The organism is Streptomyces sp. NPDC045846 (genome assembly GCF_056431605.1).
Genome location: NZ_JBWKKJ010000004.1, coordinates 49,072 through 61,719, shown reverse-complemented (window position 1 = coordinate 61,719; position 12,648 = coordinate 49,072). Strand labels below are relative to the sequence as shown.

At 73.4% G+C, this 12,648-nt stretch carries 11 protein-coding genes; 5 read left to right on the top strand and 6 right to left on the bottom strand.

What is annotated here, in order from left to right; genetic code table 11:
* Positions 1-52: 52 nt before the first annotated feature.
* Positions 53-1,312, bottom strand: a complete 1,260-nt coding sequence (locus AC07F3_RS12515; RefSeq protein ID WP_479113227.1) for an MFS transporter — start codon at positions 1,310-1,312, stop codon at positions 53-55.
* Complete coding sequence (locus AC07F3_RS12510) at positions 1,309-2,715, bottom strand: GH1 family beta-glucosidase (protein WP_479113225.1); 1,407 nt, start codon at positions 2,713-2,715, stop codon at positions 1,309-1,311. Before AC07F3_RS12510 ends, AC07F3_RS12515 begins: the two co-directional genes overlap by 4 nt.
* Positions 2,716-2,800: 85 nt before the next feature.
* Between AC07F3_RS12510 and AC07F3_RS12505 the strand changes: the two genes are divergently transcribed.
* The 3 genes from AC07F3_RS12505 to AC07F3_RS12495 all read left to right on the top strand — a co-directional run bounded on the left by AC07F3_RS12505 (position 2,801) and on the right by AC07F3_RS12495 (position 5,434).
* The gene (locus AC07F3_RS12505) at positions 2,801-3,460 is read left to right on the top strand and encodes a histidine phosphatase family protein (protein WP_479113223.1); all 660 of its coding nucleotides are present in this window, start codon (positions 2,801-2,803) and stop codon (positions 3,458-3,460) included.
* Positions 3,461-3,594: 134 nt separating this feature from the next.
* The gene (locus AC07F3_RS12500) at positions 3,595-4,122 is read left to right on the top strand and encodes a SigE family RNA polymerase sigma factor (RefSeq protein ID WP_479113221.1); all 528 of its coding nucleotides are present in this window, start codon (positions 3,595-3,597) and stop codon (positions 4,120-4,122) included.
* A gap of 70 nt (positions 4,123-4,192) precedes the next feature.
* Complete coding sequence (locus AC07F3_RS12495) at positions 4,193-5,434, top strand: hypothetical protein (RefSeq protein WP_479113219.1); 1,242 nt, start codon at positions 4,193-4,195, stop codon at positions 5,432-5,434.
* A gap of 166 nt (positions 5,435-5,600) precedes the next feature.
* Here AC07F3_RS12495 and AC07F3_RS12490 read toward each other — a convergent pair whose 3' ends face one another.
* Both AC07F3_RS12490 and AC07F3_RS12485 read right to left on the bottom strand, forming a co-directional pair.
* Entirely contained in the window at positions 5,601-7,319 is a 1,719-nt protein-coding gene (locus AC07F3_RS12490) for a bifunctional 3'-5' exonuclease/DNA polymerase (protein ID WP_479113217.1), read from the bottom strand.
* Between the two features lie 128 nt (positions 7,320-7,447).
* Positions 7,448-8,752 (bottom strand): LuxR C-terminal-related transcriptional regulator, encoded by a 1,305-nt coding sequence (locus tag AC07F3_RS12485; RefSeq protein ID WP_479113215.1) that lies wholly within the window; start codon positions 8,750-8,752, stop codon positions 7,448-7,450.
* 162 nt (positions 8,753-8,914) lie between these two features.
* Between AC07F3_RS12485 and AC07F3_RS12480 the strand changes: the two genes are divergently transcribed.
* The gene (locus AC07F3_RS12480; RefSeq protein ID WP_479113213.1) at positions 8,915-9,820 is read left to right on the top strand and encodes an NADP-dependent oxidoreductase; all 906 of its coding nucleotides are present in this window, start codon (positions 8,915-8,917) and stop codon (positions 9,818-9,820) included.
* A gap of 125 nt (positions 9,821-9,945) precedes the next feature.
* Here AC07F3_RS12480 and AC07F3_RS12475 read toward each other — a convergent pair whose 3' ends face one another.
* A complete protein-coding gene (locus AC07F3_RS12475; protein ID WP_479113211.1) occupies positions 9,946-10,626 on the bottom strand; it encodes a GDSL-type esterase/lipase family protein in 681 nt (226 codons plus the stop codon).
* Between the two features lie 87 nt (positions 10,627-10,713).
* Between AC07F3_RS12475 and AC07F3_RS12470 the strand changes: the two genes are divergently transcribed.
* Entirely contained in the window at positions 10,714-11,688 is a 975-nt protein-coding gene (locus AC07F3_RS12470) for a WD40 repeat domain-containing protein (RefSeq protein ID WP_479113209.1), read from the top strand.
* Between the two features lie 57 nt (positions 11,689-11,745).
* On the opposite strand, the gene AC07F3_RS12465 is transcribed toward AC07F3_RS12470, so the two are convergent.
* The gene (locus AC07F3_RS12465; RefSeq protein ID WP_479113207.1) at positions 11,746-12,405 is read right to left on the bottom strand and encodes a DUF4360 domain-containing protein; all 660 of its coding nucleotides are present in this window, start codon (positions 12,403-12,405) and stop codon (positions 11,746-11,748) included.
* Positions 12,406-12,648 lie beyond the last annotated feature (243 nt).

Here is a 12,648-nt window from a genome sequence, read left to right as displayed (position 1 = left end):
GACTCACTCGCCGTGACCTGGGGCTTTTGCTTTGCTTCTGGGGGTGGGGGGCTCACCGCACCGACCGGATCCGCGCCACGAGGACCGATCCGGCCACCCCGATCGTCCCCGCCAGTACGTACAGCGCGGTGTAGCCGCCCAGGTGGGTCACCACGGGGGCGGCTGTCGCGGGGGCCAGGACCTGGGGGAGGGCGTTGGCTATGTTGATGACGCCCAGGTCGCGGCCGCGGTCGGTGGCGCTGGGGAGGACGTCGGTGAGGAGGGCGAAGTCCACCGACGTGTAGACGCCGTAGCCGACGCCCAGGACCAGGGACGCCACCACCGCGCCCGTCCACGTCTGCCACACCGCGAGCAGCATCGTGGCCGCCGAGATCACCAGGCCGGACCAGACGACGAAGACCTTGCGCCGGCCCGTGCGGTCCGACCAGATGCCGCTGATCACCACCGTGCCGAGCAGCGTGACCGCGTCCAGGGCGGTCAGGATCAGCACCCCGGTGTCCGCGTCGCCCGCGTAGTGCACCGCGTCGGTCAGGTAGTACAGCAGGTACATCGTGCTGATCGAGTACGACAGGTTCATCAGGAAGCGCGTCAGCCAGGCCCAGCCGAAGTCCGGGAACTTTCGCGGGTCGATCCAGAAGCCGGACAGGAACGCCCGCCAGTGGAAGGGGTGTTGGGCCGACGGCGGTAGGGGTGTGTCGCGGCGCATGGTTATGTACGGCACGGCCGCCAGAAGGGAGAAGGCCGCGCAGGCCACGTACCCCGCACTGATCCCGCCCGCCGCCGTCGCCAGGGCCGTGCCCACCAGGATGCCGCCCACCTGCGACACCCCCAGCCAGCCGCCGACCATGCCGCGCTGCCGGGGCGGGACCTGGTCGGGGACGGCGGCCGTCAGCGCGGCGAACGAGGCGTTCAGGGCCAGCTGCACCAGGCACCAGCCCGCCGCCATCGTCGGCACGTCCGGCGCCCACGCGAGGACGAGCAGTCCCGCGAACCCGCCCGCGCCACCCGCCACGACCCACGGGATCCGGCGGCCCACCCGCGCCCTCGTGCGGTCGGACAGTGCGCCGAACACCGGGTTCGCCACCATCGACACGGCGGCGCCGAGTCCCGTCACCAGGGCGAGAGTTGACGCTTTGTGATCGGGCGAGAACCGTTCGGCCTGGCGGGCCAGCAGGAGTTGCAGGGGGCCGAACCAGCCCACCCACACGCCCAGGTTGGCCAGCGACAGTGCGCCCACATAGCGTCCACCGGCCCGTTCCCCGCCGTCCTCCACCGGCGCGCCCAGAGCTCTGGCCCCGGGCTCCGCCGTCACCGGACGTCCCCGGCGGCGCGTCCTGTGCCGCCCCGAACGACGTCCCGGTACCAGTGGTAGGAGTCCTTCGGGGTGCGTGCCAGCGTCTCGTAGTCGACGTGGACGAGGCCGAAGCGCTGCCGGTATCCCTCCGCCCACTCGAAGTTGTCCAGGATCGACCAGATGAAGTACCCGCGCACGTCGACGCCCTCGGCCATCGCCCGGTGCAGGGCGCGCAGATGACCGTCGTGGTACGCGATCCGCCGGGTGTCCCTCACCCGGCCCGGGGCGGCGGGGTCGGGCCCGTCCCCGTACGAGCAGCCGTTCTCCGTGATGACGACCGGCGGCAGCGCGTCCCCGTAGCGGGTGCGGAAGGTGAGCAGGAGCTCGTGCAGGCCGTCCGGGACCACCGGCCAGCCGAAGTCGGTGCGCTCGTGTCCTTCCATCTCGTGCAGGCCGAACGGCAGGTCCGGCGGCAGCGCGATCCCGGCCAGGCTGGTGACGGCGTCCGGCTTCGGCGCGCCGACCAGTGCCGGGTTGTAGTAGTTGATCCCGTACCAGTCGAGGGGGGCCGAGATGACCTTCAGGTCCTCGGCGACCGGGCCCGGCATCAGCTCGGCCCAGCCCTCCGGGTAGGCGCCGGTGAGGATCGGGTCGGCGAAGAGGCGGTTCATCAGGGTGTCGTAGAGATCGGACGCCGCGCGGTCCTCGTCGGTGTCCCCGGCCGTCCGTACCGGGCTGTGCGAGGCCGCGATGCCTATCTCCCGCGCCCCGGCTGCCCGCAGCGCCTCAACCCCCCTGCCATGGGCGAGCAGTTGGTGGTGGGCGACGGGCAGGGCGTCGAAGATCAGCCGCTTGCCGGGGGCGTGTTCGCCGAGCCCGTACCCGAGCAGGGTGATCTCCGCGGGCTCGTTGAGGGTGATCCACCGCGGCACCCGGTCCGCGAGCCGGTCCGCGACGACCGAGGCGTACGCGGCGAACCGCTCGGCCGTGTCCCGGTTGAGCCAGCCGCCGCGCTCCTCCAGGGCGAGGGGAGTGTCCCAGTGGAACAGGGTGGGCACGGGCGTGATCCCCGCGGCGCACACCTCGTCGACCAGGCGGTCGTAGAAGTCGAGGCCCCGCTCGTTGACCCGGCCCTGCCCGGTCGGCATCACCCGGGACCACGCGATCGAGAACCGGTAGGCGCCGACGCCCAGTCGGGCCATGAGCGCGACGTCCTCGCGGTAGCGGTGATAGTGGTCGGTGGCCACGTCCGCGTGCGAGCCGTCCTTGATGCGGCCGGGCTCCCTGGTGAACGCGTCCCACGTCGATGGGCCCCGGCCGTCGGTGTCCACCGCGCCCTCGATCTGGAACGCGGAGGCGGACACCCCCCAGAGGAAGTCGGACGGAAATGCGGGCAGCGGCGGCAGCGGCGGCGGCGTCATGGGGGAACCTTTGGGCTCCAGGATGTGTCCTGTCAATGGAAAGTGAACAATTTTCATGTTCGGAACGACGGCACGGAGCAGCACGTTGAGCACGCGGCACCCCGCACCCACCGCCACCCGCTACCTCTACCTGGCCCGTCACGCCGACGCCGGGCGCGAAGGGCCCGCGCTCAGCGAGGCCGGGCGGCGCCAGGCTCGGCTGCTCGGGCGGCGGCTCGCCCGGGTGCCGCTCGACGCCGTGCACCACGGGCCGCTCGGCCGGGCGGCCGAGACCGCGCGGATCGTCGCCGCCGAGCTGGACGGGGTGGCGCCGACGGAGGCCGCATGGGCCGGGGACTACGTGCCGTACTGGCCGGAGCGCGCGGAGCTCCCCGACGCCGACGCCGACCGCGTCCTCGGCTTCCTCGGCGCGCCCGGCCCGGGGGAGCGCGAGGCCGGGGACCGGCTCGTACGGGAGGCGACGGCGCGCTGCACCGGCCCCGTCGCGGGCACCGCCCCGCGGCACGAACTCGTCGTCACCCACGCCTTCCTCATCGGCTGGCTGGTGCGCGCCGCGCTCGACGGACCCGACTGGCGTTGGATCGGGCTCAGCCCTGCCAACACGGGCCTCACCGTCATCCGCCACGTCCCGGACCGGCCCGCCTCCGTGCTGCTGTACAACGACCTGGCCCATCTGCCGGACGAGCTCAAATGGACCGGATTCCCCGCGGAGTTCGGCGCCGAGTTCGGGCATCTGGCGGTGTGAGGCGCGGGCGACCGTCGCCGGGGGCAACGTTTCCCGGAACCGGTTGAAACATCGCGGGGGGCCCGGCGCGTCAGTGAGGTGTAGGGGAACGCAGGTGAGGGGTGGGGGCGGCCGTGCGGCAGCGGTGGAGACAGATGGAACCGGACCGGCCGGGCCGATCGTCGCGGGCCGATGCGTTCCTGGAGTTCGCGTCGGGCCGGGCGGGGCAGCTCTTCCGCTCGGCCTGCCTGCTGACCAGCGGCGACACCCATCTCGCCGAGGACCTGGTGCAGGAGACGCTGGGGCGGATGTACGTGCTGTGGGGGCGCGTCTCCAGGATCGACAACCCGGCGGGCTATGCGCAGACGGTGCTCGTACGGACCTTCCTCACCCACCGCCGTCGCCGCTCGGCCACCGAGCGGCCGCTGGGTGAACTCCCCGACCGCGCGGCCGACATGAGGCACGACCCGGCCCTGCGCGTGGCCCTCCTCGACGCGCTCGGACAGCTCTCGCCCAAGGACCGGGCGGTGGTCGTGCTCCGCTACTGGGAGGACCGCAGCATCGAGGAGACGGCGGACGCCATGAACGTGAGCTCGGCCGCCGTCCGCACCCGCTCGGTGCGCGCCCTCGCCAAGCTCCGTGAGCGCCTCGGCGGCTCCCTCGCGGAGTACGCCGCCCACTGACCGCGCCCACCGTTCCCGCCCCGCTCAACTACCGACTTCCAGCGACCAGAACAGGAAGGTGTGGTTCGCCATGCCCTTTGAGGACCGACTCGGCGAGGCCATGCGCCACACCGGAGACAGCTTCGAACTCGGCGACCGTCGTGCCCTGGTGGATTCCGGTCTGCTCCGAGGGCGGCGCCGACTGGCCCGGCGCCGTATGGCCGCCGTCACCGGCAGCGTGCTCGCGCTCGCCACGGTGGGGCTCGGCGGCGCGTACGCCGCGGGCTTCGTCGGCGGCGACGGCGCGGGCGCCGCGGTGGCCGCGCCGCCCACGCCCACGCGCCAGACGGCCGTGGCCATCGGCGGGGAGCAGATGATCGGGCTCTTCAAGTCCTCGCTCCCTCCGGGCACGGTCACCCAGGCACAGGGGCGCGGACCGGCTGACCCGCAGGCACCGGGCAAGCCGGGCGGAGGCTCCATGGCGTCCGCGTCCGGCGTGTTCGACGACGGCAAGGGCGCGGGACTCGTCTCGCTCGGGGTGAGCAGGGTCGACCCGGACGCCGAGTCCAGCGGGCAGCAAGTCACCTGCCCCGCGCGGGCGTTCGTGGACTTCGACGCCTGCAAGGCCGAGCAGCTGGCCGACGGCTCCCGCTACATGCTCTTCCAGGGGTACGAGTATCCCGACCGGCGCGAGCCGACCAAAGAGTGGCGGGCCGTTCTGATCACCCCGAAGGGCGCGATGGTGGACGTGAGCGAGTGGAACGCGCCCGCCGAGAAGGGGGCCGGGGTCTCCCGGGACACCCCGCCGCTCACCGCCGAACAGCTGAGGACACTGGTCACCTCGCCCAAGTGGCTCTCGGTCGCGGACGGACTGCGCGCACCCGGGAAGCCGGAGAAGCCCTCCGCGAACCAGCCGTCCGGCGAGGCGGTCCAGAAGCAGTTCCTCGCGCTGCTCCCCTCGGGCAAGGGGCTCAAGGTCGTCGAGCGCGGAAACCAGGACGGCTATGCCTTCGCCGTGGTCGACGACGGCAGGGGCAAGAGCCTCGTGGAGATCAATGTGCAGCCCCGGATGGCGGACGTCTCGCCGCAGGGCGAGACCTCGACCCTGCCGGACGGCACCCGGATCGGCCTGGACAAGAAGCCGGGCGAGAAGGGCGGCGGCGGGGTGGTCGGGTGGACCGCCGACACCGTGCGGCCCGACGGGTTCCGTGTCGTCGTCTCCGCCTACAACACCGGCAACCAGAGCAAGCCCGCCACTCGCACCGAGCCCGCCCTCACCCTGGCCGAGCTGAAGGCCATCGCCTTGGACCCGCACTGGCTCACCTTCAAGTGAGGGGGGTGCGGCGCCGGTGCGGGGGCGTTCTGCTCTGACACCGGCGCCGCCCCGCTCGGCACCCCCTCGCGTGACCCGAGTTCGTGGCGCCCGGGCGTGGCTCAACTTCGCGCCGTCCCGCTTGGCGTGCCAGCCCGAAGCGGCCCGAACCCGCCCAGCCCAACCCCTACTTCGCGTCCGAATAGCGCTCCACGACCGCCGTCGTGAACGGGAACCGCACCGGCGTGTTCCCGAAGGTGATCCGCCCGGCCAGTTCGCCCGCCTCGCGGATCGCCTTCGCCACCTGCTCGGCTTCCTCGGCGGGACAGTGCACGATCACCTCGTCGTGCTGGAAGAAGACGAGCTCGGCCCGGAGCCCGGCGGTGGAGATGGCCTGGCGCAGGGCGGCGAGCATCAGCAGCGCCCAGTCCGCGGCGCTGCCCTGCACCACGAAATTCCGGGTGAACCGGCCGCGCGCCCGGGCGTCGCTGGAGGCGTACCCAGAGGTGAACTCACCTCCGGTGTCCGTGAGTTGGTCGTCCTGGCTCTGCGGGATGCCCGCCTCGTCCGTGTCGCCCGCGCCGGCGGCGGGCGGGCTGGTCCGGCCGAGCCAGGTGCGTACCAGCCGCCCCTCCTCGCCCGCCCTCGCCGCGTCGTCCACGTACGCCACCGCGAGCGGGAAGCGTCTGCGCAGCGCCGCCAGGTTCTTCAGGCCGTCGCCCGAGGTCTGGCCGTAGATGGCGCCGAGCAGTGCGAGCTTGGCGTGTTCGCGGTCGCCGGAGAACGCCCGGTCGGACAGCGAGGTGTACAGGTCGCCGTCGTGGCCCGCGACCTCCATCAGGCCGGGGTCGCGGGAGATCGCGGCGAGGACCCTGGGCTCCATCTGGTCGGCGTCGGCGACCACCAGGCGCCAGCCCGCGTCGGCGACGACCGCCTGCCGTATCACCTTGGGGATCTGGAGGGCGCCGCCGCCGTTGGTCGTCCAGCGGCCGCTGACCGTGCCGCCCGGGGTGTACTCCGCGCGGAAGCGGCCCTCGCGCACCCAGTCCTGCAACCAGCTCCAGCCGTGCGCGGTCCAGATCCGGTACAGCTTCTTGTACTCGATCAGCGGCTCGACCGCCGGGTGGTCGAGCTCGGCCAGCTCCCAGCGGCGGGTGGACCTGACGCGGATGCCCGCCTCGCCGAAGGCCCTCACCACATCGGCGGGCAGGTCCGGTCTGACCCGGCGCCCGAAGGCCGCCGACACCTGCTCCGCCAGCTCGGCCAGGCGGCGCGGCTCGCCCCCGCCCCCCGTACGGGGGGAGCCGCTCGCGTAGCGCTCGCCGAGCAGGCCGTGCAGCACCTCGCGGTGCACGTCGGCCCGCCACGGCAGGCCCGCGCGGTTCATCTCGGCGGCGACCAGCATCCCCGCCGACTCGGACGCCGTGAGCAAGCGCATCCGCCCCGGGTGCTCGGCGCGGTCGTGGCGCCGCTGCTGGTCCGCGTACACCTCCAGGAGCGCCTCGAAGGGCAGGGCCGTGCTGCCGTGCGCCTCGAAGAGCGAGGACTGCGCGCCCGGTTCGGCCGCCCGGGGCGGCGGGTCGGCCGGGACGGGTCTGTGGTGCAGCCGGGCCCAGGCGGCCGCCGCCGAGCGGGGCTCGCCCGACCGGCCCTCGTGGCCGAGCAGCAGCAGCTCGGCGTCCTCGATGTCGTAGCACCGCTCGACCCGGACCCCGGCCGCCAGCAGCCGGGGGTAGATCGCGGTGGTGGACCGCCACACCCAGCGGCCGACCTCGGGGCGTCCGCGGACGGCCTCGACCAGGTCGGCCTCCTCGCGCACCCCGCCCGTGGGCAGCCCGTCGTCCCCGAGGGGTGCCAGCCGTGCCCCGCCGCCCTCGGTCGCCTCGATGGCCCACCGTTCGTTCACGCGATCGAGTCTGGCACCCGCCACTGACAACGCCCCCGCGACGAGGCCGGGCAGCGGGCGCCGCCGTACGTAGCATCACCCCGGTGGCGGCTCCGCCCCGTACGGCTCGCGGACCTCCTGGCTTGTGCTCAAGCCACCGCGTGCAGGATCGCCGCCGCCTCGCCGCGGGAGCTCACCCCGAGCTTGGCCAGGATGTTCGCCACGTGGAACTTCACGGTCGACTCGCTGATGTGCAGCTCCTGCGCGATCGTCCGGTTGCGGTGGCCCCGGGCGAGATGGGCGAGCACCTCGGCCTCGCGCGGATGCAGCCCCGCCAGCGGATCGGCGCGCGGGGTCTCGGGCGCGCCGAGCGGCAGGGTCGCCGTCACCGTCGTGCCCCAGCCGGGCAGCGCGTCGACGGCCAGGGTGCCGCCGAGCGCGGCCAGGCGCCGACCCACCCGGTGGGTGTCGAGCACGGAGCGCGGCAGCTCGCCGGGCCCGTCGTCCCGTACGGACGCGAGGAGTTGGCAGCCCGAGAGCTGCCAGCGGACGTGGATGCGGCGCACCCCTTCCTGGGCGGCCATGGCCAGGACGACGGCGCGTACCGCCGCGCGCGTGAGGTGCACGACGTCCCCCGGGACCGACATCTCGGCGGTCTCGGCCTCCGGCGGCGCGAATTCGAGCCGCACGTCGCTGTGGCGCAGCAGCGGCTTCAGCGAATCGGCGAGCCGGGCGAAGGCCTCGCCCGCCGGTTCCTCCGTGAGCTCCTGGTCGCGGTCGGCCTCGGCGCGCAGCGCGACCAGGGCGGACACGGCGAGGTCGACGGCGCGCGAGCGGGCCGCCCGGTCGTCGAGGTTCTTGGCCCGCAGCACCCCGAGCAGCGCGGTGAGCGCGGCCTCGTGCGCCTCGCCCAGCTCGGCGATCACGCGGGCCCGCTCCCCGGCGGTGGCCCGCGACTGGGCGAGCGCGCTCGGCACGGCCTCGTTGGTGATGCGGTTGCGGTGCCCGGTCACCAGGTCCCACAGGTGCTGGACGGCCTCGGTGTCCGCCGTCGGCAGCTCGGTGTCCGACCGCTCCCGCACCAGAACGAGCAAGGCAGGACGGTCCGTTGACGATCCCGCCTCGGACGCGACCGCGAGGACCGTCCGCTCCTCGTCGCCGACCACGGCCGTCCCCTGCCAGGGGTGGCCCGGCACGACCCGCGGGCCCAGCGCCTGGAGGTCGGTGACCGCGACCCGCGGGGCCGGACCCGCCTCCCCGTGCGTCTTGAACGGCGAGTGGGCGCACTGGAGGGACAGCTCGGCGGCGACGGTGTGCCCGATGAGCGGGGCCAGTCCTTCGGAGAGGACCGGCAGGATCTCCTCCATCGGCACGCGCACCAGCTCCGCGGCGACGACGAGCAGGTCGGGGGCGCCGGGGGTGCGGGATGTACTGCGAATCGTGCGGGGCTCCATCACCTCAGCCTACGGTCGGCGCGGCTGTCCGCGCCCGGCCTTGTGCCCAGGTCGAACCGGCCATAAGGCGGGCCGGGTTGGGCCGGGTGACGACGGACGCTTGAGCCACGACGAGAAGCACCACGGCGTGACGGCGTGGTGGGCGATGTGAGGAGTGCAGTGATGGAAGCGATCGTGTACGAGCGGTTCGGCGGTCCCGAGGTGCTGGCCCTGGGCGAGGCCGCGAAGCCGAGTCCCGGCGCCGGCCAGGTGCGGGTGAAGGTGGTCGTGGCGGGCGTCAACCCGGTCGACTACAAGATCCGGAACGGCTGGATGCAGGGCCAGTTCCCGACGTCCTTCCCTGCCGTGCCCGGCCTGGAGCTGGCCGGTGTCGTCGACGAACTGGGCGAGGGCGTCACCGGGTTCGCGGTCGGCGACGAGGTGTTCGGCCACGCCGACACCGGTGCGTACGCCGAGTACGCCCTGGCCACCCACATCGCGCTCAAGCCGGCCGCGCTGACCTGGGAGCAGGCCGTGGCGCTGCCGGTGGCGGGCGAGACCTCCCAGCGCGTGCTCGACCTGCTCGAACTCGCCGCGGGCGAGACCCTGTTGCTGCACGGCGCCGCCGGTGTGGTCGGTTCGGTCGGCGTACAGCTCGCGGTGGCCCGGGGCGCCACGGTGATCGGCACCGCGTCCCCCGAGAACCACGCCTTCCTGCGCGAACTGGGCGCGATCCCGGTGGCGTACGGGCCGGGCCTGGTCGAGCGGGTGCGCGAGCTCGCCCCGCAGGGCATCGACGCGGTGTACGACGCGGCCGGTCAGGGCGCGCTGCCCGACTCGATCGAGCTGCGCGGCGGCACCGACCGCATCGTGACCATCGCCGACACGGCGGCCGCCGACCACGGCGTGGTCTTCAGCGGGGGCGGTACGCAGGCCCCCGAGCTGGTCTACGCGGCCCATGCCCGCCTCGCCGTCGAAGGGCGTCTGCGCGTCCGTCACGCCGAGACCTTCCCGCTCGCCGACGCGGGCAAGGCCCTGGAGCTGAGCGAGGGCGGCCACACCAAGGGCAAGCTGGTCATCACGGTGTGAGGCCCGCCCGACGGCACCCGGGCGTGAACTCCGGGGCGGGACACACCGGTTCGCGGCCCGGAGCCCGGCAGCCCGGCTCGCGGCCCGGAGCCGGGCAGGCCGGTTCGCGGTCCGAGCGAGGCCTCCTACAGCGGGTAGCGGCCGCCCAGTTCCCAGGCGCCGTGCAGCGCGTCGGCGAAGGCGGCCGCCAGCTTGTGCTCGCCGCTGGGGCCCGGGTGCGTACCGTCGTAGGTGTCGCGGTGGATGTCGTACGTGTCCGGCACGGTGGCCAGCAGCAGCGGGGACGCGGCCGTGTCGAGGTCGGCGACCGCCTTGGCGAGCAGCTCGTTGAAGCGGTCCACCTGGGCGGCGAACGCCGCGTCCCCCTCGGCCCGTACGTTCGGGATGACCGGCAGCGCCACGACGCGGACCCGCGGGTTGGCCTCACGGGCGCCCGCGACGAACGCGCGCACGTTGGCCGCGGTCTGGTCGGCGTCCGTGTAGAAGCCGAGGTCTATCAGGCCGAGCGAGACGAGCAGCACGTCGGCCCGGCTCTCGGCGACCGCCCCGCCGATGACCGGGGCCATGTGCAGCCAGCCCTCGCCCCAGCCCGCGAGGTGGCGGCGGGCGGCGGGCGGGAAGGCGGGGTCGGCGTAGTCGTGCGAGACGGGCGCGCCGGCCGCCGGGTCGTAGAGCGCGGTGCGCGGTCCGACGATCTCGTACGGGCCGTCGAAGGTGGCTTCGAGGTGGCACCACATGCGGTGGCGCCAGGTGAAGTCGCCGGGGCACCCGATGGTCATGGAGTCGCCGACGAAGAGAAAACGCATGGGGGTCATCATTACCGATCGGTACGGCGGGCGGCGACGTGATGGTGGACACCCCGGGTCCCGAAGGCGCCCGTGGACACTGGGGGGATGCGTTCGCTTCTGAGGGTGTGCGGGGTGGCCGGGTTCGTCCTGGCGTGGGCGGCGGGGCCGGCCGTGGCCGACGACGGCGGGTTCACCATCGAGGACCCCCGGATCACCGAGTCCAGCGGCCTGGCCGCCAGCCGGACCCACCCCGGCGTCTACTGGACGCACAACGACAGCGGTGACGGCCCCTACGTCTACGCCGTCGACGCGCGGACCGGGCAGACCGTCGCCCGGGTGACCATGGAGGGCGTCGGCAGGCCGCGCGACGTGGAGGCGATCTCGATCGGGCCCGACGGCGACCTCTACGTCGGGGACATCGGCGACAACCTGGACGGCTCCTGGAGCCACGTCTGGATCTACCGCTTCCACGAACCGGCCCGGCTCGGGGACCAGACGGTCAAGGCCACGCAGTACGTCGTCCAGTACGCCGACGGGCCGCGCAACGCCGAGGCGCTGATGGTCCATCCGAAGACCGGCCGCGTCTACATCGCCTCGAAGCGCGAGAGCGGAGGCGGCCTCTACGAGGGCCCCGCCCAGCTCTCCGCCTCCGGCACCAACGTCTTCCGCCGGGTGAGCGAGGTGCCCTGGGTGACCGACGGCGCCTTCTCGCCGGACGGTACGAAGCTGGCCCTGCGGGGCTACTTCGCGCTGGCCGAATACGCCTGGAAGGGCGGGTCCGGCGACCCGCTCGGCGACTGGGACGCGGTGCCGGGCACTCCGGTGCAGCCCCAGTCCGAATCCGTGACCTACACGCCGGACGGCTCGGCCCTGATGGTGGGCACCGAGGGCGTGGGGAGCAAGGTGGTGCGCGTCCCCCTGAAGAAGGCCGGGGACAACTCCGGCTCCGGGGGAGGAGGTTCCACCGGATCGGGTGACAGCGCGGGCCGGGGGAACTTCGTGTGGGGCGCGGTGGTTCTGGCGGGCGCCACGGCGCTCGGCCTGGGCGCCAAGCGGGCGCTGCGGCGCCGGGCCGGCTGACCCGGGACCTGCCGCCGAGGGGCCCGCGCCTCGCGGTGCGGGCCCCGGGGAGCGCGGTCAGTGCTGGGTCGGGCACTCCTTCCAGGCCATGTGGTAGATGGTCTGGATGTTGCCGTCGGTGGAGTCCATGGCGATGAAGCTGTTGGTCGTCGGGTCGGAGGTCCCGGCGTTCGCGCGCAGTTCGGTGTTGATGTTGAAGTTGCGCTGGACGCCGCAGGGGGCCCAGACCAGCTGCCCCCAGTCGGTGGAGTCGGTGGCTTCCCAGTTGTCGTCCAGGGGGCCGTTGAACGGGTGCGATCTGCTTGCCGTGTCGGGCGAGCCCTGGAAGTAGTACGACGCCTTCTGGGTGGCGCTGGCGCCGTTCTCCAGGTGGGCGAAGCCCCGGTAGTCGGCGCTGGCGATGGCGTAGGTGAAGCCGGAGGGGACGTGCACGATCAGGTTGAGCTGGCAGTTCTTGCGGAAGTCGGTCGGCTTGGAGCCGCGGCCGACCTGCGCCATGTACTGGCTGTAGGTGACCGTGAAGGCCGTGTTGTCCGGGGCGACGGCGACCGCGGCGGTGCCGATCGGACAGCCGGAGCCGTTGACCGTCGCGATCTCGATGACGATCTTGTCGGGCGGCGCGACGATGCCGGACGGTGCGGCCGGGGCCGCCTGGGTGAAGAGCGAGGACGCGAGGAACGCGGCGGCCGCGCCGCCCGCGAGGAGTGCACCGGGCATGATGCTCCGATCGGTTGTCGGTGGCCTTGCGTGGATGTGGGGAGTCCAGCCGAACGTCCGTGTCCCGGATGTGCCGTCGGAGCGGGGTGCCTTCGAAGCGACATAGTTGAGACATGGACATGTCAAACCTTCGGATCGGTCCGGCCGTGGTGCGGAACGCGCCGGATCGCTTTGGATGGTAGGGACCGAGTCCCTTGTGGCATAGGGCGGTTATCGGCCGTGGCGCTCCGCCGGGCGGCGGGT

Excerpts from the sequence above, each read along its gene's own strand:
- AC07F3_RS12510 (WP_479113225.1), bottom strand. The coding sequence starts at position 2,715 with ATGACGCCGCCGCCGCTGCCGCCGCTGCCCGCATTTCCGTCCGACTTC.
- AC07F3_RS12500 (WP_479113221.1), top strand. The coding sequence starts at position 3,595 with ATGGAACCGGACCGGCCGGGCCGATCGTCGCGGGCCGATGCGTTCCTG.
- AC07F3_RS12495 (WP_479113219.1), top strand. The coding sequence starts at position 4,193 with ATGCCCTTTGAGGACCGACTCGGCGAGGCCATGCGCCACACCGGAGAC.
- AC07F3_RS12485 (WP_479113215.1), bottom strand. The coding sequence starts at position 8,752 with ATGGAGCCCCGCACGATTCGCAGTACATCCCGCACCCCCGGCGCCCCC.
- AC07F3_RS12480 (WP_479113213.1), top strand. The coding sequence starts at position 8,915 with ATGGAAGCGATCGTGTACGAGCGGTTCGGCGGTCCCGAGGTGCTGGCC.
- AC07F3_RS12475 (WP_479113211.1), bottom strand. The coding sequence starts at position 10,626 with ATGCGTTTTCTCTTCGTCGGCGACTCCATGACCATCGGGTGCCCCGGC.
- AC07F3_RS12470 (WP_479113209.1), top strand. The coding sequence starts at position 10,714 with ATGCGTTCGCTTCTGAGGGTGTGCGGGGTGGCCGGGTTCGTCCTGGCG.
- AC07F3_RS12465 (WP_479113207.1), bottom strand. The coding sequence starts at position 12,405 with ATGCCCGGTGCACTCCTCGCGGGCGGCGCGGCCGCCGCGTTCCTCGCG.